The 24,335-nt window shown below is 65.5% G+C and carries 16 protein-coding genes; 12 read left to right on the top strand and 4 right to left on the bottom strand.

The annotated features are described in order from the left end of the window. Window positions 1-2 precede the first annotated feature (2 nt). Entirely contained in the window at window positions 3-1,394 is a 1,392-nt protein-coding gene (locus tag LOY34_RS13370; RefSeq protein ID WP_195884109.1) for an aldehyde dehydrogenase family protein, read from the bottom strand. Between the two features lie 103 nt (window positions 1,395-1,497). Between LOY34_RS13370 and ptrR the strand changes: the two genes are divergently transcribed. The 3 genes from ptrR to LOY34_RS13355 all read left to right on the top strand — a co-directional run bounded on the left by ptrR (window position 1,498) and on the right by LOY34_RS13355 (window position 3,921). Beyond that, window positions 1,498-2,385 carry a putrescine utilization regulator PtrR gene (ptrR, locus tag LOY34_RS13365; protein ID WP_093382780.1) on the top strand — a complete coding sequence of 296 codons (888 nt, stop codon included), beginning with the start codon at window positions 1,498-1,500 and terminating at the stop codon, window positions 2,383-2,385. Between the two features lie 83 nt (window positions 2,386-2,468). Next, window positions 2,469-2,918, top strand: coding sequence for a YMGG-like glycine zipper-containing protein (locus LOY34_RS13360; protein WP_195884108.1), 450 nt, complete (start codon window positions 2,469-2,471; stop codon window positions 2,916-2,918). Window positions 2,919-2,967: 49 nt separating this feature from the next. Continuing rightward, entirely contained in the window at window positions 2,968-3,921 is a 954-nt protein-coding gene (locus tag LOY34_RS13355; protein ID WP_258665071.1) for a Dyp-type peroxidase, read from the top strand. A gap of 3 nt (window positions 3,922-3,924) precedes the next feature. Here LOY34_RS13355 and LOY34_RS13350 read toward each other — a convergent pair whose 3' ends face one another. Beyond that, window positions 3,925-4,824: a LysR family transcriptional regulator gene (locus tag LOY34_RS13350; protein ID WP_195884107.1), complete on the bottom strand. Its 900-nt coding sequence runs from the start codon at window positions 4,822-4,824 to the stop codon at window positions 3,925-3,927. A gap of 212 nt (window positions 4,825-5,036) precedes the next feature. On the opposite strand from LOY34_RS13350, the gene moaB reads away from it, so the two are divergent. Further along, window positions 5,037-5,576, top strand: coding sequence for a molybdenum cofactor biosynthesis protein B (gene moaB, locus LOY34_RS13345; RefSeq protein WP_123566881.1), 540 nt, complete (start codon window positions 5,037-5,039; stop codon window positions 5,574-5,576). A gap of 38 nt (window positions 5,577-5,614) precedes the next feature. Next, window positions 5,615-6,088, top strand: coding sequence for a GNAT family N-acetyltransferase (locus tag LOY34_RS13340; protein ID WP_195884106.1), 474 nt, complete (start codon window positions 5,615-5,617; stop codon window positions 6,086-6,088). Here LOY34_RS13340 and LOY34_RS13335 read toward each other — a convergent pair. Continuing rightward, complete coding sequence (locus tag LOY34_RS13335; RefSeq protein WP_195884105.1) at window positions 6,079-7,035, bottom strand: site-specific integrase; 957 nt, start codon at window positions 7,033-7,035, stop codon at window positions 6,079-6,081. The genes LOY34_RS13340 and LOY34_RS13335 overlap by 10 nt on opposite strands. Before the next feature lie 178 nt (window positions 7,036-7,213). Between LOY34_RS13335 and LOY34_RS13330 the strand changes: the two genes are divergently transcribed. Next, the gene (locus LOY34_RS13330) at window positions 7,214-8,185 is read left to right on the top strand and encodes a DNA-binding protein (protein ID WP_195884104.1); all 972 of its coding nucleotides are present in this window, start codon (window positions 7,214-7,216) and stop codon (window positions 8,183-8,185) included. Here the strand turns inward: LOY34_RS13330 and LOY34_RS13325 are convergent. Beyond that, on the bottom strand, window positions 8,170-8,691 hold the full coding sequence (locus LOY34_RS13325; protein WP_258665068.1) for a GNAT family N-acetyltransferase: 522 nt from the start codon (window positions 8,689-8,691) through the stop codon (window positions 8,170-8,172). The two genes, LOY34_RS13330 and LOY34_RS13325, sit on opposite strands and share 16 nt — an antisense overlap. 216 nt (window positions 8,692-8,907) lie before the next feature. Between LOY34_RS13325 and LOY34_RS13320 the strand changes: the two genes are divergently transcribed. The 6 genes from LOY34_RS13320 (at window position 8,908) to LOY34_RS13295 (ending at window position 24,327) form a co-directional block, all read left to right on the top strand. Beyond that, window positions 8,908-17,817 carry an Ig-like domain-containing protein gene (locus tag LOY34_RS13320; RefSeq protein WP_258665066.1) on the top strand — a complete coding sequence of 2,970 codons (8,910 nt, stop codon included), beginning with the start codon at window positions 8,908-8,910 and terminating at the stop codon, window positions 17,815-17,817. Continuing rightward, window positions 17,817-19,091, top strand: a complete 1,275-nt coding sequence (locus LOY34_RS13315; protein WP_258665064.1) for a TolC family protein — start codon at window positions 17,817-17,819, stop codon at window positions 19,089-19,091. Before LOY34_RS13320 ends, LOY34_RS13315 begins: the two co-directional genes overlap by 1 nt. After that, the gene (locus LOY34_RS13310; protein WP_045200945.1) at window positions 19,081-21,252 is read left to right on the top strand and encodes a type I secretion system permease/ATPase; all 2,172 of its coding nucleotides are present in this window, start codon (window positions 19,081-19,083) and stop codon (window positions 21,250-21,252) included. The genes LOY34_RS13315 and LOY34_RS13310 overlap by 11 nt, the downstream gene beginning before the upstream one ends. After that, window positions 21,242-22,429 carry an HlyD family efflux transporter periplasmic adaptor subunit gene (locus tag LOY34_RS13305; RefSeq protein ID WP_195884100.1) on the top strand — a complete coding sequence of 396 codons (1,188 nt, stop codon included), beginning with the start codon at window positions 21,242-21,244 and terminating at the stop codon, window positions 22,427-22,429. Before LOY34_RS13310 ends, LOY34_RS13305 begins: the two co-directional genes overlap by 11 nt. A 171-nt stretch (window positions 22,430-22,600) precedes the next feature. Next, window positions 22,601-23,917: an NAD(P)/FAD-dependent oxidoreductase gene (locus tag LOY34_RS13300; protein ID WP_093382829.1), complete on the top strand. Its 1,317-nt coding sequence runs from the start codon at window positions 22,601-22,603 to the stop codon at window positions 23,915-23,917. Beyond that, on the top strand, window positions 23,917-24,327 hold the full coding sequence (locus tag LOY34_RS13295) for a RidA family protein (protein WP_003201555.1): 411 nt from the start codon (window positions 23,917-23,919) through the stop codon (window positions 24,325-24,327). The genes LOY34_RS13300 and LOY34_RS13295 overlap by 1 nt, the downstream gene beginning before the upstream one ends. Window positions 24,328-24,335: the final 8 nt, after the last annotated feature.

Below are 24,335 nucleotides of genomic sequence, written 5' to 3'. Positions count from 1 at the left end.
TGTCAGTTGCGGTCCACCCACACCGTCTGCGCATTGCAGAACTCGCGTACGCCGAAGTGCGACAACTCACGGCCAAAGCCGCTCTTCTTGACGCCGCCGAAGGTCACCCGCGGGTCGCTGGCGCAGTAGCCGTTGATGAACACGCCGCCGGTGTCCAGCTCATCGGCCAGTTGCTCGGCCAACGCAGCATTGGCAGTGTAAATAGTCGAGGCCAGGCCGAATTCGCTGTCGTTGGCCAGTTGCAGGGCATGGCGGGCATCGCGGGCGGTGATAATCGAGGCCACCGGGCCGAACAACTCCTGCTTGAACGAAGTCATCTGGTCGGTGACGTCGGCCAGCACGGTGGGCTGGTAGTAGTTGCCGTTGCCTTGCACCTTGCCACCGCCAAGCAGCAGGGTCGCGCCCTCGGCCAGGGTTGCCTGGACTTGCTGGTCGAGCTCATCGCGCAGGTCGAAGCGGGCCATCGGGCCGATGTAGGTCTCGCTGGCATGCGGATCGCCCATGACCAGCGCCTGGGTGGCCTCGACGAATTTGCGGGTGAAGGCCTCGACCACGCCTTGCTCGACGATCAGGCGCTTGGCTGCGGCGCAGACCTGGCCGGTGTTCTGGTAACGGCCGATGACGGCGGCTTTGACCGCTTCATCAAGGTCGGCATCGTTGAGGACAATGAACGGGTCGGAGCCGCCCAGCTCCAGCACGCACTTTTTCAGCGCGGCGCCGGCCTGGGCGCCGATGGCGGTACCGGCGCGTACGCTGCCAGTCAGGGTCACGGCGGCAATGCGCGGGTCGGCGATGGCCTTGGACACGCCCTCTGGGGTGACGTTGATCACCTCGAACACGCCCTCGGGGAAACCTGCGCGCTGGAACGCTTCGAGCAGCAGGTAGGCGCTGCCCATCACGTTCGGCGCGTGCTTGAGTACATAGGTATTGCCGGCCAGCAACGCCGGCACCGCGCCGCGCAGCACCTGCCAGATCGGGAAGTTCCACGGCATCACTGCCAGCAGCGGGCCGAGTGGACGATATTCGATGCGCGCCTGGCCGACGGGCACCGGGGCCGCTTCAGCCTCGAGCATGGCCGGGCCGTTGGCCGCGTACCACTCGCAGAGCTGCGCGCATTTCTCGATTTCACCCCTGGCCTGGGCCACCGGCTTGCCCATTTCGTCGGTGATCATCCGCGCCATGGCCTCGGCGTTGTTGCGCAGGGCGCCGGCCAGGGCCAGCAGCAATGCGGTGCGTGCCGCTACCGGCGTGCGGCGCCAGGCAGCAAAGCCCTGGGCGGCGCGACTCAGGGCGGCGTCGAGGACAGCGTCGCTTTCGTAGGCATAGTGGCCGATCTGCTCGCCATTGGCGGGGTTGATCGACAAGGCGTGGGTGTGCAAGTTGATCGCGGTCATCACGGCGGTCCTGAGGGGAGGGGAACGGTTTCAGACTACTGCGTTGTGCCTTTGCCTTAAACTGAATAATACTGAGCAAAACATTCACGCAGAGAGAATGACTATGGATCTGGTGCAACTGGAGATGTTCAAGGCGGTGGCCGAGCAGGGCAGCATCAGTGCCGCGGCCCAGCACATCCATCGGGTGCCGTCGAACCTGACCACGCGGATCAAGCAGTTGGAACAGGAGCTGGGTGCCGAGCTGTTCATCCGCGAAAAAAGCCGTTTGCGCCTGTCGCCGGCGGGCTGGAATTTTCTCGACTATGCCCGGCGTATTCTCGACCTGGTGGCCGAGGCGCGGCTGACCGTGGCGGGTGACGAGCCGCAAGGCGCCTTCGCCCTCGGCTCGCTGGAAAGCACCGCCGCGGTGCGCATTCCGACGCTGCTGGCGGCTTACAACCAGGCCTATGCCAAGGTCGAACTGGACCTTACCACCGGGCCGTCCGGGGCGATGATCGACGGCGTGCTGGCCGGGCGCCTGAGCGCCGCCTTCGTCGACGGCCCGGTGTTGCACCCGGCGCTCGAGGGGGTGCCGGTGTTCGTCGAAGAGATGGTGCTGATCGCACCGCTCAACCACACGCCGATCACCCGCGCTGGGGAGGTCAACGGCATGACCATCTACGCCTTTCGCGCCAACTGCTCATACCGTCATCACTTCGAGAACTGGTTTGCCCAGGACCAGGCGGTGCCGGGCAAGATCATTGAGATGGAGTCGTACCACGGCATGCTTGCCTGCGTCAGCGCCGGCGCCGGTCTGGCGCTGATGCCGCGCAGCATGCTCGAAAGCATGCCCGGCTGCAGCACGGTCAGTGTCTGGCCGCTGTCCCAGCGCTTTCGCTACCTGCGCACCTGGCTGGTGTGGCGGCGCGGCACGGTATCGCGCAGCTTGAGGACCTTCGTGCAACTGCTGGAAGAGCGTGGCGAGGTACTCAAGGTCGAGGAACCGGTGTGACCTGATGTGCTGGCCTCATCGCTGGCGAGCCAGCGTCTACAGGCCAGCTACACTGTTGCTACTGTCCGATCCCGGAGTCCATCATGAACAGGTTGTCCTCCATTGGCCTGTGCCTGGCGTTATCGACTGTATGTGCGCAGGGCTGGGCCGAAACCGTGGTGCCGCTCAAGGGCCAGAGCGCCCAGCAGGTGCAGGTCGATATCAACGATTGCCATAACGTCGCCGCCAGTTCCGCCAGCAGTGATGCCCATGTCGGTGGGCGGGTGCGCGGAGCTGCCGTGGGTGCGGCCGCCGGCGCCGCGGGCGCCGAGGTACGGGGACGCCAGCATGATGAGGTCTACGACCGTGTCGATGATGACGTCAAACAGCAATACCGGCAGAACCGTGCCGGTGAAACCGCCGCTGCCGGCGCGGTTGTCGGTGGCGCCCGCCAGCGCCAGGAGCGTCGGCAGGACCGGCGCAGCAATGAGGCCAGCAGCGCTTCGGCCTATACCAGCTGCCTGCAGAACAAGGGTTACCAGGTCACGCCATAGCCGCTGCCGATCTGCTAGGCTGCTGGCTTTGACCCGTGTGCAGGCAGCCATGAACAACGATATTCCCGAACCCCAGGCGGTGGGCATTCCGATCACCAGCAGCGCGATTTTCATGGTCGCCACCCTGGCCCCAGGCAGTGAGGCACTGCAAACCGTGCGTGAGTGGTGCGCCGATATCGCCGGCCTGACCCGCTCAGTGGGCAAGCGCGTGCCGGCTGGCAACCTGTCGTGCGTCTGCGGCTTTGCCTCCAGTGCCTGGGACCAGCTGTTCGGCGGGCCACGGCCACAGGCCTTGCACCCGTTCCGCGAGTTTGGCGTCGATGGGCGTCGCGCGCCGGCGACCCCCGGCGATATCCTCTTGCACATCCGCGCCGAGCAGATGGACCTGTGCTTCGAACTGGCCAGCCAACTGATCACGGCCCTGGGCGATGCGGTCAAGGTGGTGGATGAAGTGCAGGGCTTTCGTTACTTCGACATGCGCAGCATCATCGGCTTCGTCGATGGCACCGAGAACCCGGTCGGCCGCCAGGTGCCCAAATTCACCCTGGTCGGCGACGAAGACCCGGCCTTCAGCGGCGGCAGCTACGTGCTGGTGCAAAAATACCTGCACAACATGAGCGCCTGGAACGCGTTGCCGGTCGAGGCGCAGGAACGGGTGATCGGCCGCACCAAGCTGTCGGACATCGAGCTGGGTGACGAAGCCAAACCCAGCAACTCCCACAGCGCACTGACCACCATCACCGACGCGAACGGCGAAGAGCTGAAGATCCTGCGCGACAACATGCCGTTCGGCCGCCCCGGCGCCGGTGAGTTCGGCACTTACTTCATTGGTTATGCGCGCTCGCCGGCGCCGATCGAGCAGATGCTCGAGAACATGTTCGTCGGTCGCCCGGCAGGCAATTACGACCGCTTGCTGGACTTCAGCAACGCGGTCACCGGCGGCCTGTTCTTCGTGCCGTCGGCCGAGCTGCTCGAAGACCTGGCCGAGCGCACCCCGGGCTAGTGCTCATGCCGGTTTCAATTCACTGTCGAGCAGTGATCGAACTTCGGCAAAACACTTCTCGGCGATGGCCGAACGCGGCTCGGTACGCCGCAGCAGCAAGCCGATCGGTGCATGCACGCTGGCAGCACTGATCGGCACGATATGCAGGTGCTCGCTGAGGCCTTCGAGGCCGTAATCGAGCGGCATGATCGCGCAGCACATCCCGGCGCACACGGCCTGGATCAACTGGTAGCTGGAGTCGCTTTCGAGCACCGCATGGGGCTGCAGGCCGCGGCTGCGAAAGCTCAGGTCGACCGACTGGCGATAGTGCATGCCCTTGCTCAACAGCCCCAGCGGCACGGCGCTGACCGCTTCCCAGGGCAGTTCAGCCTGCTCGAACTGAAAATGGCGCACGTCATACAGCAGGCCCATGCGCGTGGTGCCCAGTTCGATCACTTCGAAATAGGCGCTGTTGATCTGGTCCAGATAGCAGATACCCAGGTCCAGCTGGTTACGGCTCAGGCCATCGGTGATCTGTTCGGAGCTCAAGGACGACAGCTGGAACTGCAGCTCCGGATAGCGCTGGGCCAGGGGCTGGAGAAACTGCATGGGGTTGAAGCTCGACAGCGGCACCATGCCCAGGCGCAGGCTGCCGACGATCTGCCCGCGGCAACTGGCGGCTTCAGCCTGCAGGCCGTCATAGGCGGCCAGCAGGGTGCGAGCCCAGGCCAGGATGCGCTCGCCGGCCTCGGTAAAGCCTTCGAAACGCTGGCCACGGGTTACCAGCACCAGGTTCAGTTCGTCCTCAAGGTTACGCAGGCGCATCGACAGGGTCGGCTGGGTGATATGGCACAGCGCGGCGGCCTGGCCGAAGTGGCGGGTCTGGTCCAGGGCGAGCAGAAACTTCAGTTGTTTGATATCCATGGCGCAGCCTGGCAAGTCAGTAGGGCGGGTGGCAAAACGGTAAAGCAATGCCCCCGGGCCGTCCAATGGGCATTAGTGACCGGCTGATAGAGGCGCTTGATCAATAGACGATAGACCACCTCGATAAGCCGGTCGGATCTATCGATTGGACGCTAATGGTGTTTGCCTCTAGCGTTGGCCGCAACTTCCTGACTGCTGCCAAGGGGCTGTGCATGAGTATCAAACTGGATGCGGTGTTCGTGCCGCTGAACATCGCCGTGCTGACTGTCAGCGACACCCGCAGCTTCGACACCGACACCTCCGGCGAGCTGCTGGCCAGCCGCGCGGTGGAGATGGGCCACCGCCTGGTCGAGCGGGTGCTGCTCAAGGATGACCTGTACAAGATTCGCGCCCAGGTCGCCGGCTGGATTGCCGAGGACGACGTGCAGGTGGTGCTGATCACCGGCGGCACCGGCTTTACCGGGCGCGACAGCACCCCGGAAGCTGTGGCCTGCCTGTTCGACAAGCACATCGATGGCTTTGGCGAGTTGTTCCGCGCCTTGTCGATCCTCGATATCGGCACTTCCACCGTGCAGACCCGTGCCCTGGCCGGCCTTGCCAATGGCACCCTGGTCTGCTGCTTGCCGGGCTCCACTGGCGCCTGCCGCACTGCCTGGGAAGGTATCCTCGCCGAGCAACTGGATGCCCGCCATCGTCCGTGCAACTTCGTTGCCCACCTCAAGCCTGGCACACTGTGCAATACGCGAAACTGATACGCCAGGCAGTCCACATAAAAGCAGGGAGCGGGTAGATGAGCGCGATTGTACTTCGCCAGGCCAGGGCCGCCGATGCGCAGGCCATTTTCAACGTGCACAAGGACTCGGTCGAGTCTCAGTGTGGCGAGCATTACAGCGTCGAGCAGATTCAAATGTGGCTCGATGGCCGCTCACCGGCGACTTATCTGCCGGCCATCGAGCAGGGCAACCTGTGGGTCGCGCAAGCCGGGAGCATTCTCGGCTTCGTCGAGATCGACGGCTTTGAACTCAGCAAGCTGTTTGTCTGCGGTGCGGGTGCCGGGCAGGGCATTGGTGGGCGACTGCTGAACCTGGCGATCGAGCGCATCCGCGCGACGAAGGCCAGCAGCGTTTACCTGGAAGCCACGCGCAATGCTCAGGGCTTTTATCAAGCCAACGGCTTTGTGCCTATCGGCAACGGCACCTTCAGCCGCGGCAACAGTCGCGCGGTGATCGAGATCGTCAAGATGCAGCGCCCGCTTCAGGACTGATCCGTCAGTTGCCCCGGGGCGCTGCCGTCGAGCAGCGCCAGCTCGCCAAACGACACCGACGCATCGATATAGCGCAGCGCCGACTTGGCGTCTTTCCAGCCGACATGGCTCATCAACGCCTTGAGCTCCCAGCCATTGCTGGTGGCCCAGGTGGCAAAGCCGCGGCGCAGCGAGTGCCCAGTATATAACGCTGCCGGTACGCCTGCGCGTTCGAGGATGCGCCGCAACAAGCCGATCAGGCTGTTGCTGTTGAGCGGCTGTTCGCCGAGGTTGCCCCAGCGGTCGAGTTTGCGAAACACCGGGCCGCGGGCAATGCCTGCCACTTCAAGCCATTGCAGGTAAGCCTGGACCGGGCACAACACTTTGAGTGCCGGCGTCCGATGGCGCACGCCCAGCGCCTGGCGGTCGCCCTTGCTGCGCGGCAGGTAGATCGACAGGCCGATACCCGCCTGGGCCTGGATATGCTCGACCTGCAGGCGCGCCAGTTCATCGCCGCGAAACCCGCGCCAGAACCCGATCAACAGCAAGGCCTTGTCGCGGCTGGCGCGCAACAGTGCCGGCAAATCGTGCCCGGCGCGGGCCTGGGCGGCTTCTTGCTCAAGTACGCCAACGGCAGTTTGCAGGTGCTGGATCAACAGCGGCGCCGCCTGTTTGGGTTCGGCCGGGTGCAGGGTGCGGATGCCCTTGAGCAACTGGCGCACCATCGGTGCCTTGGTCGGGTCGGGAAAGCCCTGGCTGACATGCCATTGCCCCAGCGCTGCCAGGCGCTGCTTGAGGGTGCTGATCGAGTGGCTGTGCGCATGCTCGGCCAGGTAGCGGACGATGCTGTCGGCGGTGGCCGGCAGAAAGCCTCCCCAGCTCACTTCGAAGTGCTCGACCGCAGCCTGGTAACTGCGTCGGGTGTTATCGCGCACTGCGGCCTGCAGGTAGCGCTCGATCGTGTTCATTGCCGCGTTCCCGCCAGGCGTACCGCTCTGGGCACATTTACCCGCCATTCTAGCGTTTCACATGCGATAAGCCGTGATTATTTTATCTCAGAACTTGATTGTTTGAGCGTGAGGAAGATCAATAGGATAGTATGTAAATACATGGTACGTATCACAGTACGAAATAGTAGGAGCTGGCATGGCCCGTGGCGGTATCAACAAGGCATTAGTGCACAAGGCGCGGCAGGCGCTGCTGGCCCGGGGCGAGCATCCGAGTATCGATGCCGTACGTATCGAGCTGGGTAATACCGGCTCGAAAACCACCATTCATCGTTACCTCAAAGAGCTGGAAAGCCTGCAACCGGCGGCACCCGCCAGCACGGCAAACCTCAGCGATGCGCTGGCGGCAGTGGTCGAGCAACTGGCCGCGCAGCTGCAGGAGGAGGCTGAGGCGCGTATCGACTTTGCCCGTAGTGCCTTTGAACAAGAGCGCCAGACCCTGCTGGCGCAGGTGCAGATCAGCCAGCAGGCGCTGGCCGCCTTGCAACAGCAACATGAGATCCAGACGGCGGCGCTGGCCAGCGAGTCAGAGGCCCTGGCCACCGCCCGCACCAGCTTGCAAAGCGAGCAGACCCGCAACGCCACCCTCAACCAGGCGGTGGGCGAACTGAACCTGCGCCTGGCCGATAAGGACGAGCAGGTCCGCTCGCTGGAAGACAAGCACCAGCATGCCCGCGATGCCCTTGAGCATTACCGCAACGCCAGCCGCGAACAGCGCGACCAGGATCAACGCCGGCACGAGGCGCAGGTACAGTTGCTGCAGGTGGAAGTGCGCCAGTTGCAGCAGAGCCTGATCGTCAAGCAAGACGAACTGACCCGCCTTAACCGCGACAACGAAGGCCTGCTGGTGCAGGTTCGCACCCTCAAAGAAGCCCAGCGCGGCCTCAAGACCCAGGGCGATCGCCAGCAGGCGAAAATTCACGGCCTGGAGGTCAAGCTTGCGCAGCTCAGCGGTTCACGCGATGAGCTGGAGAAGCAGAACCAGGACCTGGCCTTGAGCCTGGCCGAACGGGTGTCGGAATTGCGCCGCCAGCTGCAGCTGATCGGCAAGCAGGAAGCACAGTTGCGCCAGGCCGAGCGTGCCCGCGAACAGCCTCAGGACAACGGCTGAAGTTTCATGCGCATGGCGCAGCGGCCGATCAGTCCCTGCAGTTGTTCGCGGTTCAACTGTTGGTGCAAAGCCTGGCTCAGTTGCTGTTCAGCGAGTGTCTCGAAGCCCAGGCGGGCATAGAAGGGCGCGTTCCAGGGAACGCAGGCAAAGGTGGTCAGGCTCAGGGCTTCGAAGCCGTGTTCGCGGGCCCAGTCAGCGGCGGCGCCGATCAACCGGCGGCCATAGCCCTGACCTTGCGCAGATTGCGCAACCGAGAGTTCATGAATGAACAGGTCGCGGCCTGCGGGTTGCGCGCAGAGGAACCCCTGCGGCACGTCGTCGGCGTCGGCCAGCACCCACTCATGGCCCTGGTCGATGAACTGGCGGTGCTCGTCGCTGCTCATCACCGGCCCCGTGGCAATCCACTCAAGACCTGGCTGATCGGCAAAAAACCGGGCGGCAGAACGTTCGACGGCGGGTAGCAGTTGCGCGTCTTCGACGCGGGCAAGGCGCAGGGTAACTGACATGGCGAAGGCTATTGAAGGTGGCTTTGCAGTGTCGTCAATCGCCGTTTTTTTCGCAACTGCAAGGGCGCTGCAAGCCTTTTGGACTAACGCCAAAAACGTTTAAGTGCGCTTAGGTATTAAGCCTAAAGCCAGAATCGTTTTTTTTCCCAGAACTGCTATTTCTTCAGGCAGCAGTGTGACCCCTTCGGTCATCTATGGGCAAAAGGACTGTCTAGCATGTCGATCCAGGCGCAGGTTTCCCCCCTCAATCAAAATGTCTCGTCCGCCGCTGTCACTGAAATCCCTACCAACGGCATCCTGAAACTTACCGAAAGCAGCGAAATCGCCCTCGACATCGATCCCGAGGCGGTTGCCAGCTATTCGAAAAGCGATGCCGACCTGGTGGTGCAGCTCAAGAACGGCGAGAGCGTCCGTATTGCCAATTTCTATGCCGAAGGCCAGCCACCCAGTGAGCTGTTCCTGGTCCATGAAGGCAAGTTGGTGGCGGTTAGCCTGCCGCCGGTTGCCGCAGAGGGCATCCTGGCGGCCACCTATGTCGCCCAGGAAAGCGCTGCAGGCTTTGACTCGCTGACCGCTGCCGGGGGCGCCGGTGCCGGTGCGACCGCAGGCGGCCTGGGGGTAGGGGGGATGCTGCTGGCGGGCGCGGCGGTGATTGGTGCGGGCGTTGCGGTGTCGAACAGTGGCGGTGGCGGCGGTGGTGGTGGCGGCGGCAGTGAAACCCCACCGGTGGATACCACCGCGCCGGGTGCAGCGTCGGGGTTGCAGGTGGCCACCGACGGCAGTTCGGTGAGCGGCAAGGCCGAGCCGGGCGCTACCGTCGGCATCGACACTAACGGCGACGGCAAGCCTGATGCAACCGTGGTGGTCGGCGCCGATGGCAGCTTCCAGGTACCGTTGAACCCGCCACTGACCAACGGTGAAACGGTGACCGTGGTGGTCACCGACCCGTCCGGCAACAGCAGCCCGCCGACCCAGATCACCGCACCGGACACCACCGCACCGGCGCCGGCAAGCGATCTGCAAGTCTCCCCCGATGGTACCCTGGTCAGTGGCAAGGGCGAGCCGGGAGCCACGGCGGGCATCGACACCGATGGCGACGGCCATCCCGACATCACGGTGATTATCGGCCCTGACGGCAGCTTCCAGGTGCCGCTTAACCCACCGCTGACCAATGGCCAGACGGTGACCGTGGTGATCACCGACCCGTCCGGCAACAGCAGCCCGCCAGCCCAGGCCAGCGCACCGGACACCACCGCCCCGGCGGCGCCCACGGATGTCGAAGTGGCGCCCGACGGCAGCAGCGTCAGCGGCAATGGCGAGCCCGGTGCCAGCGTTGGTGTCGACACCAATGGCGATGGCCAGCCGGATGTCACGGCGGTGATCGGCAGCGATGGCAGCTTCCAGGTGCCGCTTGATCCACCGCTGACCGATGGCCAGACCGTCACCGTGGTGGTCACTGACCCTGCCGGCAACAGCAGCCCGGGCGTCAGCGTACAGGCCCCCGATTACCCGGATGCACCCCAGGTCAATGCCAGCAATGGCAGCGAACTGTCGGGTACTGCCGAGCCCGGCGTAACCCTGGTGATCACCGACGGTAATGGCAACCCGATCGGCCAGACGGTCGCCGACGGCAATGGCAACTGGAGCTTTACGCCAGGCACGGCGCTGGCCGATGGCACCGTGGTCACTGTGGTGGCCCAGGATGCCAGCGGCCACAGCAGCCCGCCGGCGTCGATCACCGTCGACGGCGTGGCGCCGGCTGCGCCGCAGATCAACCCGAGCAACGGTAGCGAGATCAGCGGTAGCGCCGAAGCCGGGGCGACCATCACCCTGACTGACGGCAGCGGCAACCCGATCGGCCAGGCCACTGCCGATGCCAACGGCAATTGGAGTTTCACCCCGGCCACGCCGTTGCCCGATGGCACCGTGGTCAATGCCGTGGCCCAGGATGCCGCCGGCAACATCAGTGGCCCGGCCAGCGCCACCGTCGACGGCGTAGCGCCTGGCGCACCGACGGTCAACCCGAGCAATGGCAGCGAGCTTAGCGGCAGCGCCGAGCCAGGCAGCACGGTGATCATCCGCGACGGTAACGGCAATCCCATCGGCCAGACCAGCGCCGATGGCAGTGGCAACTGGAGCTACACCCCCAGCACGCCAATTGCCGATGGCACCGTGGTCAGTGTGGTCAGCCAGGATGCGGCGGGCAACACCAGCGCGCCGGCAACGGTCAGCGTCGACGCTGTAGCGCCCGCGGCGCCCGTGGTCAACCCGAGCAATGGCGGTGTCATCAGCGGTACTGCCGAACCCGGTTCGACCGTCATCCTGACCGACGGCAGTGGTAACCCGATTGGTCAAACCAGCGCCGACGGCAGCGGCAACTGGAGTTTCACCCCGGGCAGCCCGTTGCCCGACGGCACCGTGGTCAACGTCACCGCCACCGACGCCAGCGGCAACACCAGCGCCCCCGGCGGTACTGTCGTCGATGCCCAGGCACCGGCCGCACCGCAGGTCAATCCGAGCAATGGCGCGGTCATCAGCGGTACTGCCGAAGCCGGTGCCAAGGTCATTCTCAGCGACGGCAGTGGTAACCCCATTGGTGAAACCACTGCCGACGGCAGCGGCAACTGGAGCTTTACTCCGGGCGCCGCGTTGCCCGATGGCAGCGTGATCAATGCCGTGGCCCAGGACGCCGCAGGCAACAGCAGCGGCCCGGCCAGCGTCACTGTCGATGCCGTCGCGCCACTGGCGCCGACCATCAATCCGAGCAATGGCAGCAGCCTCAGTGGCACCGCCGAAGCCAACAGCAAGGTGATCATCAGCGATGGCAACGGCAACCCGATTGCCGAGGTGACCGCCGATGGCAGCGGTAACTGGAGTTACACCCCGGGCACGCCAATCGCCGATGGCACGGTAATCAATGTGCTCGCCCAGGACGCGGCAGGTAACAGTAGCCCGCCGGCGAGCGTAAGCGTCGACAGCTCGGCACCTGCGGCTCCGGTACTCAACCCGAGCAATGGTAGCGTCATCAGCGGCACCGCCGAAGCCGGCGCCACGGTGCTGCTCAAGGATGGCAGCGGCAACCCGATCGGCCAGGTCACGGCCGACGGCAGCGGCAACTGGAGCTTCACCCCGGGCAGCCCGTTGCCCAACGGTACGGTAGTGGTGGCCACGGCCACCGACCCGACCGGCAACACCGGTGCTCCAGCGGCGACCACGGTAGACAGCGTCGCTCCGGGCGCGCCGCTACTCAACCCGAGCAATGGCAGCGTCATCAGTGGTACCGCCGAAGCCGGCGCCACCGTCACCCTGACCGATGGCAGCGGCAACCCGATTGGCCAGGTGACCGCCGACGGCAGCGGCAACTGGAGCTTTACCCCGGGCAGCCCGCTGCCCAACGGCACCGTGGTCAATGCGGTGGCCACCGACCCGGCCGGTAACACCGGCGCACCGGCTTCTGCCGTAGTGGATGCCGTCGCGCCGCCGGCCCCGACGGTCAACCTGAGCAACGGCAACAGCCTGAGCGGCACCGCCGAAGCCAACAGCAAAGTCATTCTCACCGACGGCAGCGGCAACCCGATCGCCGAAGTCTTTGCCGACGGCAGCGGCAACTGGACCTACACCCCGGGTTCGGCGCTGGTCGATGGCACCGTGGTCAACGTTGTCGCCCAGGATGCTGCCGGCAACCTCAGCGCACCGGCCAGCGTCACCGTCGACAGCTCGGCGCCTGCGGCCCCGGTCATCAACCCGAGCAATGGCGCCACCATCAGCGGCACCGCCGAAGCCGGTGCCACGGTTGTCCTCAAGGATGGCAGCGGCAACCCGATTGGCCAGGTGACCGCCGATGGCAGCGGCAACTGGAGCTTCACCCCGGGCAGCCCGCTGGCCAACGGCACCGTGGTGATTGCCACCGCCACCGATCCGACTGGCAACACGGGCCTGCAGGCCGCCATCACCGTGGACAGCGTTGCCCCGGGCGCACCGGTCATCAATCCGAGCAATGGCAGCACCATCAGCGGCACTGCCGAAGCGGGGGCCAGGATCATCATCACCGATGGTGGTGGCAATCCGATCGGCCAGACCACCGCCGACGGTAGCGGCAACTGGACGTTCACGCCTGCTGCGCCATTGGTCAACGGCGTGGTGATCAATGCCGTGGCCCAGGACCCGGCCGGCAATACCAGCGGCCCGGGCACCACCACGGTGGATGCCGTACCGCCGCCAGCGCCGGTGGTCAACCCAAGCAACGGCAATACCCTCAACGGCACCGCCGAGGCCAACAGCACCGTTACCCTGACCGACGCCAGCGGCAACCCGATCGGCCAGACCACCGCCGATGGCAGCGGCAACTGGACGTTCACCCCCGGTGCGCAACTGCCCAACGGCACCGTGGTCAATGTCACCGCCACCGACGCGGCCGGCAACACCGGCGCGCCCGCTAGCACTATCGTGGATACCTCGTTGCCGTCGATCCCGCAGATCGACCCCAGCAACGGTTCGGTCATCAGCGGCAGCGCCGATGCCGGCAACACCCTCATCATCACCGACGGCAACGGCAACCCGATCGGCCAGGTGACGGCCGACGGCAGCGGCAACTGGAGCTTCACCCCCGGTGTGCCGCTGCCGGACGGCACCGTGATCAATGTCGTGGCGCGCAACCCCAGCGGGGTCGACAGTGCGGCGGCGGTTGCCACGATTGATGGCGTTGCGCCCGCGGCGCCGGTGGTCGAGCCGAGCAACGGCGCCGAGATCAGCGGTACTGCCGAAGCCGGCGCGACCATCCTGCTCACCGATGGCGGCGGCAACCCGATTGGCCAGACCAGCGCCGATGGCAGTGGCAACTGGAGCTTCACCCCGGCCAGCCCGTTGCCCAACGGCACGGTGATCAACGCCGTGGCCCAGGATGCTGCCGGCAACAGCAGTGGCCCGGGCAGCACCACGGTGGATGCCGTGGCGCCTGCCGCGCCGGTGATCAACCCGAGCAATGGCGCGGTCATCAGCGGTACCGCCGAGATGGGTGCCAAGGTCATCCTTACCGATGGCAGCGGCAACCCGATTGGCCAGGTAACGGCCGACGGCAGCGGCAACTGGACGTTCACCCCAGGCAGCCCCTTGCCCAATGGCACGGTAATCAATGCCGTGGCCCAGGACGCGGCCGGCAACACCAGCAGCCCGGTCAGCACTACCATTGACGCGGTGGCCCCGGCTGCGCCGGTGATCGACCCGAGTAACGGCGCGGTCATCGTCGGCACTGCTGAAGCCGGTGCCAAGGTTATCCTCACCGACGGCAGCGGCAACCCGATTGGTCAGGTGACGGCCGATGGCAGCGGCAACTGGAGCTACACCCCGGGCTCGCCACTTGCCAACGGCACGGTGGTCAATGCCGTAGCCCAGGACGCTGCCGGCAACACCAGCCTGCAAGGCAGCACCACGGTCGACGCCGTGGCCCCCGGCGCACCGGTCGTCAACCCGAGCAATGGTACAGCGATCAGCGGGACCGCCGAGGCGGGTGCCAAGGTCATCCTTACCGACGGCAGCGGCAGCCCGATTGGTCAAACCACTGCCGATGGCAGTGGTAACTGGAGCTTCACCCCGGCCAGCCCGTTGCCCAATGGCACCGTCGTCAATGCCGTGGCCCAGGACGCTGCCGGCAACAGCAGCGGCCCGGCCAGCACCACGGTGGATGCCGTGGCGCCTGCGGTGCCGGTGGTCAACGTCAGTAACGGCGTGGTCATCAGCGGCAGCGCCGAAATCGGCGCCAAGGTCGTTCTGACCGATGGCAGTGGCAACCCGATTGGTGAAACCACCGCCGATGGCAGCGGTAACTGGAGCTTCGTGCCAGGCACGCCGCTGCCCGATGGCACCGTGGTCAACGCCGTGGCCGAGGACGCCGCAGGCAACAGCAGCGGCCCGGCCAGCACCACGGTGGATGCCGTGGCACCGGCAACACCGGTGATCAATGCCAGCAACGGGGCAGTTGTTGTCGGTACTGCCGAAGCCAATGCCACGGTGATCCTCACCGATGGCAGCGGCAACCCGATCGGTCAGACCAGCGCCGATGGCAGCGGCAACTGGAGCTACACACCGCTGCCGCCGTTGGCCAATGGCACGGTGGTCAACGCCGTCGCCCAGGACGCCGCTGGCAACAACAGCGGCCCGGCCAGTACGGTGGTTGATGCCGTGGCGCCCGGCGCGCCGGTGGTCAATCCGAGCAATGGTACAGCGATCAGCGGCACCGCCGAAGCGGGCGCCAAGGTCATCCTTACCGACGGCAGCGGCAACCCGATTGGTCAAACCACTGCCGATGGCAGTGGTAACTGGAGTTTCACCCCGGCCAGCCCGTTGCCCAATGGCACCGTCGTCAATGCCGTGGCCCAGGACGCTGCCGGCAACAGCAGCGGCCCGGCCAACACCACAGTGGATGCCGTGGCGCCTGCAACACCTGTGATCAACCCGAGCAATGGTGCGGTGATCACCGGCACCGCGGAAATCGGCGCCAAGGTCATTCTTACCGATGGCAGCGGCAATCCGATTGGTCAAACCACCGCTGATGGCAGCGGCAACTGGAGCTTTGTTCCGGGCTCGCCATTGGCCAATGGCACGCTGATCAATGCCGTGGCCCAGGATGCTGCCGGCAACAATAGCGGCCCGGTCAGTACCACGGTTGACGCCGTAGCGCCGGCCGCACCGGTAATCGAGCCGAGCAACGGCGCGATCATTGTCGGTACCGCCGAAGCCGGCGCCAAGGTCATTCTCACCGACGGCAGCGGCAACCCGATCGGTCAAACCACTGCGGATGGCAGCGGCAACTGGAGCTTCACCCCTGGCGTGCCACTTGCCAACGGCACCGTGATCAATGCGCTGGCCCAGGATGCCGCTGGCAACAGCAGCGGGCCGGTCAGCACTACCATTGACGCGGTGGCGCCTGGCGCACCGGTGATCAACCCGAGCAATGGCGCGATCATCAGCGGTACCGCCGAGATCGGTGCCAAGGTCATCCTTACTGACGGCAGCGGCAACCCGATTGGTCAAACCACTGCTGATGGCAGCGGCAACTGGAGCTTCACCCCCGGCGCGCCACTTGCCAACGGCACGGTGGTCAATGCCGTGGCCCAGGACGCCGCCGGCAACAACAGCGGCCCGGCCAGCACCACAGTGGATGCCGTGGCGCCTGCCGCACCGGTGATCAACCCGAGCAACGGCGCAATCATCAGCGGTACTGCCGAAATCGGCGCTAAGGTCACGCTCACCGATGGCAGCGGCAACCCGATTGGCCAGACCACCGCCGATGGCAGCGGCAACTGGAGCTTCACCCCGGCCAGCCCGCTGGCCAACGGCACCGTGGTCAATGCCGTGGCCGAGGACGCCGCCGGAAATGACAGCGGGCCGGCAACCACTACGGTCGACAGCGTGGCACCGGGCGCGCCGGTGCTGAGCATCAGTGCCGACGGCGCGTTGCTCACCGGTACCGCCGAGGCCAACAGCCAGGTGCGCATCGTGGTCAACGGCGACAGCGCCAACCCGATCACGGTCAACGTCGATGGCAGCGGCAACTTCAGCCTGCCGTTCGCGCCGCCGCTGATTACCGGCGAGCTGCTGTCGGCGGTGGCGGTGGATGCGGCCGGCAACGTCAGCGGCCCGGGCAGCGTCGTTGCCCCGGACCTGGCGCCGCCAACCATCAGCGTGCCGGAAGCCGCCGATACCTGGATCAACGCTGCCGAAATCAGCGATGGCATCCAGGTCAACGTCACGGTGCGGCCGACCATGCAGGCCGGCCAGGTGGTCACCGTCAAGTTCGCCGGCCAGAACGGCTACGAGGCCGAGGTCAGCCATACCCTGACCGCCGGTGATATCAGCGCTGGCAGCGTAATCTTGACCCTGACCCCGCCAGGCGGGCAGGGGCCGTTCCCGCAGGGCGCCTCAACCGTCACTGCCGACATCAACGGCGGCGCCGCCTCGACGCCGGCACCGTTCACCATCGACACCGTGCCACCGGCCACCCCGGTGCTGTCGCTGGTCGGCAACCTGCTGACCATCTCTGCCGAACCTGGCACCGAGCTGACCGTCAACCTGACCGTCGGCGGGGTAGTCGCTACGGTAACGGTAACCGCCGACAACAGCGGGCTGGCGTCGCTGAACCTGCTCACTGACCTGGACATCGACTTCAGCTGGGACCAACTGCTCAGTGCCCAAGTCTCGGTGGTCGGCCGCGATCCGGCCGGTAACCCCAGCAACGTCGCCAGCATCGGCATTGGCGCTAGCATCGAGCAGCCGGTGACCATCGGCGGCTTCGGGGTTGATGTCAGCCTCAACCCGCTGAACCCCAGGTTTGGCTTCAGCGGTACCACCGAGGCCGGTTCCAGCCTGGTGATTCGCGTCATCACCCCGGTGCTGAACGTCGAACTGCTGCCAATCAACGCCGATGGCACTGGGCACTTTGCTCTGAACCTGCTGAGCCCGAGCGTCCTCACCCAGCTGGGGCTGAACATTACCGACATCCTCAACCTTGGCTCGCAGATCTCCTTCAACGTTGTCTCAACCGATGGTCAGGGCAACGACAGCGCTGCCTATGGCATCACCCTGGTGCCCAACGGCCTGTCGCTGAACATTGGTCAGATCGACGTCAACGGCACCGTCGGCGACGACGTGATGGCGGGGGCCAACGGCAGCTCCGAGCATATCAATGGTGGGGCCGGCAGCGACCTGATCTTCAACGTCGGCACCGGTGATCATGTGGTGGCGGGTGACGGCAACGACACCATCCAGATCACCGCCACCAACTTTGTCAGCATCGACGGCGGGGCGGGCTTCGATACCCTGTTGTTCGCCAACGGCATCGACCTGGACTACAACGCGGTGGGGGTCGGAACGCTGAGCAATATCGAGCGTATCGACCTGGGCAAGGGCGATTCGGGCAGTGTGCTGACCCTGACCGCAGCGGAAGTCAACGCCATTACCGATGCCAACAACACCCTGCAGATCACCGGTGAAAGCAACGACACCCTGAACGTGGTCGGGGCGGTGAACACCGGGACCAGCCAGGCGATCAACGGCGTCAACTACGACGTCTACACCTTTGGCGCCAACATCTTGCTGGTCGAGGACAATACGGTTCAGGTTGTCGTGTGATGGCAGCGCGCATGCAGTACGCGCGCAAGGGACGGCGGCAAGCGCAAGTGGCCCTGTGGCTGCTGGCGCTGGGCCTGCCGATGGTTGCGCCAGCCATGCCACTGGACCAGGCGGTCCGGGCAGGGCTGGCGATTCACCCTGAGGTGCGCTCGGCGATGGCCGAAGCCGATCGCGCCGGAACAGAAGTGGAGATTGCCAAAGGCGGCTACTACCCGTCGGTGTCGGTGTCTGGCGGGCCGCAGGAGTTCGATTTTGGCGATGTGGTCTACGACCTGACCGCCTCGCAGATGCTCTATGACTGGGGCCGGGTCAACAGCAAGGTCGACAGCGCCAGCGCCACCCAGCGCAAACTGTCGCAGGCACTGTTGGTGGCCCGCGACGATGCCGCGCTGGATATCGTCGAGACCTACCTGGATGTACTGGCGGCCGAGCGCCGGGTCGAGGCGGTGCGCGAGCACCTGCAGCGCCTCGGCGGCATCCGCCAGATGACCGAAGACCGTGGCGGCGACGGCTATGCCGACCGCAGCGAGCTGGACCGCGCCAACCTTGAACTGGCACGGGCCCAGGAGCAACTGGCGCTGGAGAAGGGCAACCTGCAGGATGCCCGCAACCAGTACGCCCTCCTGGTTGGCCAGGAACCCGATGCCCTCAGCGACCCCGAGCCGCCGTCGCTCAAGCGCTACCTGGCCTCAAGCGACCTGACCCGGGTGATCCACGACGCGCCCTTGCAACGCAAGGCGCTGGAAGACGCCAACGTTGCCGAAGCCCAGGTTCGCGAGGCCAAGGCGTCGTTGCTGCCGCAGCTGAATATCGAAGCCACAGCCTTGCGCCGGGAAGTCGGCGGGCATCCGGAAAGCGACTCGGTGGTGGCCCTGCGCTTGCGCATGGACACCTTCCAGGGCCTGTCCAACTTCCGCCGCCCGACCGCCGCGCAGCAACGCCTGGAGTCGGCGCGCTTTACCGCCGATGCCATGCAGCGCGACATCCGCCGCCAATTGCAGACCTTGTTCGACAACAGCGAAACCCTGGGTTGGCGGGAGAAGTCGCTGCAGCAGCAGGTCACCGAGTCGGCGCAGGTCAGCGAGCTGTACCGCGAGCAGTTCGAGGTGGGCCGGCGCGATGTGATCGACCTGCTCAACGTCCAGCGTGAACGCTTCGAGGCCGAGCGGCAACTGATCAACCTGCACATCGAACGCAAACGCATCGAGTACCGGGCGGCCGCACAGGTCGGCTTGTTGGGCCCACTGGTGGAGAATCGCTTGAATGGAAGCTGACAACAGGATTGCCGACAACGTCGTGGTGCTCAACCACGACCCTCTCAACGATCCGCTGCGCGAGGGCTTGCTGTTGCTGTGCCGGCAATTGGGGCGGCCGCTGGGCGATGCCGAGCTGGTCGACGGCTTGCCGTTGGAGCACGGCCGCCTGCCGCTGCGCATGGTCGCCCGGGCGTTGCGCCGCGCCGATATCACCGCGCGGGTCGATCAATTGCCGCTGGCGCAGATGGACAACTACCTGCTGCCCGCGCTGTTGCTGCTTAACGACGGGCGCAGCCTGGTGCTGGTCAAGCTCGACGCTGAGCACGCTCAGGTGCTGGTACCGCAGAGCGATGGCGGCGGCGAGCGTTTGCCCCTGGCTGAACTGGCGGCGCTGTACAGCGGCACGGCGGTGTTCGCCAAGTGCCGGTTTCGCGCCGACGAGCGGGTAGGGGATTACGCCAGGGCGGTGCCCGAGCACTGGTTTTTCGGCCCGCTGAAAAAGCTCTGGCGTTCTTACGCCGAAGTGGCCGCCGCCGCCCTGGTGGCCAACGTCCTGGCGATTGCCTCGGCGCTGTTCGCCATGCAGGTGTATGACCGCGTGGTGCCCAACGCCGCCTTCGACACCCTGTGGATTCTGGCCAGCGGCGTGGCCCTGGCGATTGTCCTCGACGGCGTGCTGCGGATCATGCGCGGGCATTTGCTCAACGTGCTGGGCAAGCGCCTCGACCTGCAGCTCTCCAGCCTGTTGTTCTCGCGGGTGCTGAGCACGCGGATCGCCGCCAAGCCGGCGTCCATGGGCGCCTTCAGCACCCAGGTGCGCGAGTTCGAGTCGGTGCGCGAGTTCTTCACCTCATCCAGCGCCGCGCTGATCAGCGACTTGCCGTTCGTACTGATCTTTTTGTTGATCATTGCCCTGATCGGCGGCCAGGTGGTCTGGGTACCGATCGTCGCCTGTGTGCTGATGGTACTGCCGGGGCTGCTGACCCAGCGCCTGCTGGGTAATCTGTCGCGGCAGAACCTGCGCGAAGGGGCGATGAAAAACGGCGTACTGCTGGAAGCCTTCGAGCACCTGGAAACGGTCAAGGCCACCCGCGCCGAAGGCCGTTGCCTGCAGCAGTGGGAAACCCTGACCGGCGAGCTTTCGAGCACGGCAATGAAAACCCACGCCCTGGCCTCGAGCCTGAGCTACGCCTCGAGCATCGTCCAGCAATTGTGCTATGTCGGCGTGGTGGTGTTCGGTGTCTACCGCATCAGCGAAGGGGCGATGACCGTCGGTGCCCTGGTGGCCTGTTCAATCCTCGCCTCGCGAGCCATTGCGCCGCTGTCCCAGGCGGCTGGCATTCTCGGGCGCTGGCAGCACACCAAGGTGGCCATGGAAGGCCTCGACCAGTTGATGGCCGCCGAGCAGGAGCGGCCCCAGGGCAAGCGCTTCGTGCACAAGCCGCACTTGCACGGGCACTTTCGCCTTGAAGGCGTGCGCCTGAGCCACGGTGACAGCCCGCCGGTGGTGGACATCCAGGCACTGACCATCCAGGCCGGCGAGCGGGTAGCGCTGCTGGGCGGCAACGGCGCCGGCAAGTCGACCCTGCTGCGCCTGCTCAGCGGCTTGCTCGATGCCCAGGCCGGGCGCCTGCTGCTCGATGACGTCGCCCTCAGCCAGATCGACCCGGCCGACCGCCAGCGCGGTATTGGCTACCTGCCCCAGGAGGTGGCGTTGTTCCAGGGCAGCCTGCGCGACAACCTCAACCTCGAAAGCGCCGCCCTGAGCGATGACGAACTGCTGGAAACCCTCGACGGCGTCGGCCTCGGCGCTTTCGTGCGCAGCCATTCGCTGGGCCTGGACATGCCGCTGCAGGGCAACGCCAGTTTGTCTGGCGGCCAGCGCCAGGCCGTGGGCCTGGCCCGGGTACTGCTGCAAGACCCGCCAATACTGCTGCTCGACGAACCCACCGCAGCCTTCGACCAGACCAGCGAAAAACAGGTGATCGACTACCTGCAGCAATGGCTGGGCAAACGTACCCTGATCATCACCACGCACAAAAAAAGCATGCTTGCCCTGGTCGAGCGCGCGGTGGTGCTGCGCCAGGGCCGGGTGATCATGGATGGCCCGCTGGACCAGGTGGTGCAGGGCAGTCAGGTACAGGCCCCACAGGCCGCAGGAGGTGCACATGGACTCTGAGCGCAAGGCGGCGAAACTGCGCCGCGAGCTGGCCGACCCGCTGCTGGCGGTGACCCACCCGGTGTACCGGCCGCTGTTGTGGCTGTTGCTGGCCTGCATCCTCATCGCTATCGCCTGGGCGGCCTGGGCCGAGCTCGACGAGGTCACCCGTGGCGATGGTCGGGTGGTGCCGTACAGCCGCATCCAGAAGATCCAGAGCCTGGAAGGCGGCATCCTCGACCGCCTGCTGGTCAAGGAGGGCGAGCTGGTGGAGGTTGGCCAGCCGCTGGTGCGCCTGGATGAAACGCGTTTTCTGACCAACGTCCAGGAGTCGACCAACCAGGCCGACGGCCTGCGCGCGGCGATTGCCCGCCTGGATGCCGAGGTGCTGGGCAAGGAACGCATTGAGTTTGGCCCCGGGGTCGACCCCGACAGCCCGTTGGCGCGCTCCGAGCGCGAGCTGTTCAAGTCGCGGCGCGGCAAGTTGCTGGAAAACACCCGCTCGATCCAGGCGCAGATCCGCCTGGCCCAGAGCCAGCTCGACCTGGTGCGCCCGCTGGTGGCCAAGCGCGCGGTCAGCCAGATGGAGGCATTGAAACTCAGCCAGGACATCGCCACCCTCAACGGCAAGCTCACCGAGCTGAAGAACACCTACTTCCAGGACGCCTACACCGAACGCTCGCAGCGCAAGGCCGACCTCAGCGCCCTGGAGCCGATCATCCAGCAGCGCCAGGACCAGTTGCGCCGCACCGAGATCCTGTCGCCGGTGCGCGGGCGGGTCAACACCGTGCTGATCAACACCCGCGGCGGGGTGATCCAGCCGGGCGAGGCGATCATGGAGGTGATCCCGGTAGAAGAGCGCCTGCTGGTCGAGGCGCGAATCAAGCCGCGGGACGTGGCCTTCCTGGTGCCGGGCATGCCGGCCAAGGTCAAGATCACCGCCTACGACTTCTCCATCTATGGCGACCTCAAGGGCACCCTGGAGCAGATCAGCGCCGACACCATCGAGGAAGACACCCCGCGCGGCAAAGAGTCGTACTACCAGGTGCTGATCAAAACCGACGGCAGCCAGCTGAAGAAGGGCGATGAGGTGCTGCCGATCATCCCTGGCATGGTTGCCGAGGTGGATATCCTCAGCGGCAAGCGCACAGTGCTCAATTATCTGATCAGGCCGCTGGTCAAAGCGCGCCTGTACTAGCGAGTCCCTGTGGGAACCGGCCTTGCCGGCGAAGGGCTGCAACGCAGCCCTTAGTTTTTTACTCTCCAACAACCACAAAAATCATAATTTCGCCTTTCTTCGCGCTCTCCCAGAATGCGACCTACACCCTCCCACGGCCACCCGCGTGGGACAACTCAGTAGGGCGCAGACATGACAACCAATAAAACCAAGATCGATACGCTCGTAGTGGGCGCCGGGCAAGCCGGCGTGGCCATGAGTGAACACCTGAGCCGCCTGGGCGTGCCGCACCTGGTGCTGGAGCGCAACCGTATCGCCGAAGCCTGGCGCACCGGTCGCTGGGATTCGCTGGTGGCCAATGGGCCGGCCTGGCACGACCGCTTCCCGGGCCTGGAGTTCGACGGCCTCGACCCGGACGCCTTCGCTGGTAAAGACCAGGTGGCCGATTACTTCGAAGCCTACGCGCGCAAATTCAACGCACCGATCCGCACTGGCGTCGAAGTTACCCAGGTACTGCGCAACAGCGATCGTCCGGGGTTCACCGTGCACACCAGCGATGGCGTGATCGAGGCCCAGCAGGTGGTGGTTGCCACCGGCCCGTTCCAGCGCCCGGTGATCCCGCCGATTGCGCCGAAGCAGTCGAACGTATTGCAGATGCACTCGGCCGCCTACCGCAACCCGCAGCAGTTGCCTGAAGGCGCGGTGCTGGTGGTTGGCGCCGGCTCATCGGGGGTGCAGATCGCCGATGAACTGCAGCGTGCCGGCAAGCAGGTGTACCTCTCGGTCGGCGCCCACGACCGGCCGCCACGGGCCTACCGCAACCGTGACTTCTGCTGGTGGCTGGGGGTGCTCGGCGAGTGGGATGCCGAGACCATGCAGCCGGGCAAGGAGCACGTGACCATCGCCGTCAGCGGTGCGCGCGGCGGCCACACCGTGGATTTTCGCCGCCTGGCCCAACAAGGCATGACCCTGGTCGGCCTGACCAAGGGCTTTGATAACGGCGTGGTCAGCTTTGAAGCCAACCTGGCCGAAAACATCGCCCGCGGCGACGAGAACTACCTGGCGCTGCTCGATGCCGCCGACGCCTACATTGCCCGCAATGGCCTGGACCTGCCGCAAGAGCCGCAAGCGCGGGAAATTCTCCCTGACCCGCAGTGCCTGACCCAGCCGTTGCTGGAACTCGACCTGGCCAAGGCCGGGGTCGGCACCATCATCTGGGCCACCGGCTATTCGGTGGACTACAGCTGGCTGCAGGTCGACGCCTTCAAGGACAACGGCAAGCCCCGGCACCAGCGCGGCGTGTCCAGCGAGCCGGGGGTGTACTTCGTCGGCCTGCCTTGGCTGTCGCGGCGCGGCTCGGCGTTTATCTGGGGGGTGTGGCACGACGCCAAGCACATCGCCGATCACATCGCCAAACAGCGCACCTACCTCAATTACCGCGACGCTTCGCAGCGCCAGGCCGAACAGCAAGCGTCCAGCCAACCAGCCAGCCTCATGGGAGCCCGTTGATGCCTACTCATACCCGTATTCGCATGTTCAATACCAAAGACACCTACCCCAACCAGACCCTGGACAACGACCTGTGCCAGGCCGTGCGTGCCGGCAACACCGTGTATGTGCGCGGCCAGGTGGGTACCGACTTCAATGGCCAGCTGGTCGGCCTGGGTGACCCGCGGGCGCAAGCCGAGCAGGCCATGCGCAACGTCAAGCAACTGCTGGAGGAGGCCGGCAGCGACCTCAGCCATATCGTCAAGACCACCACCTACCTGATCGACCCGCGCTATCGCGAGCCGGTGTACCAGGAAGTCGGTAAATGGCTCAAGGGCGTGTTCCCGATCTCCACCGGCCTGGTGGTCAGCGCCCTCGGCCAGCCGCAGTGGCTGATGGAAATCGACGTGATCGCGGTCATCCCCGAATAAGGAGCGTG

The sequence above is a fragment of the Pseudomonas sp. B21-009 genome, from assembly GCF_024749345.1.
GTDB lineage: Bacteria > Pseudomonadota > Gammaproteobacteria > Pseudomonadales > Pseudomonadaceae > Aquipseudomonas.
The sequence above is the reverse complement of the archived record's forward strand: the minus strand, read 5'-3'. Positions and strand labels throughout refer to the sequence as shown.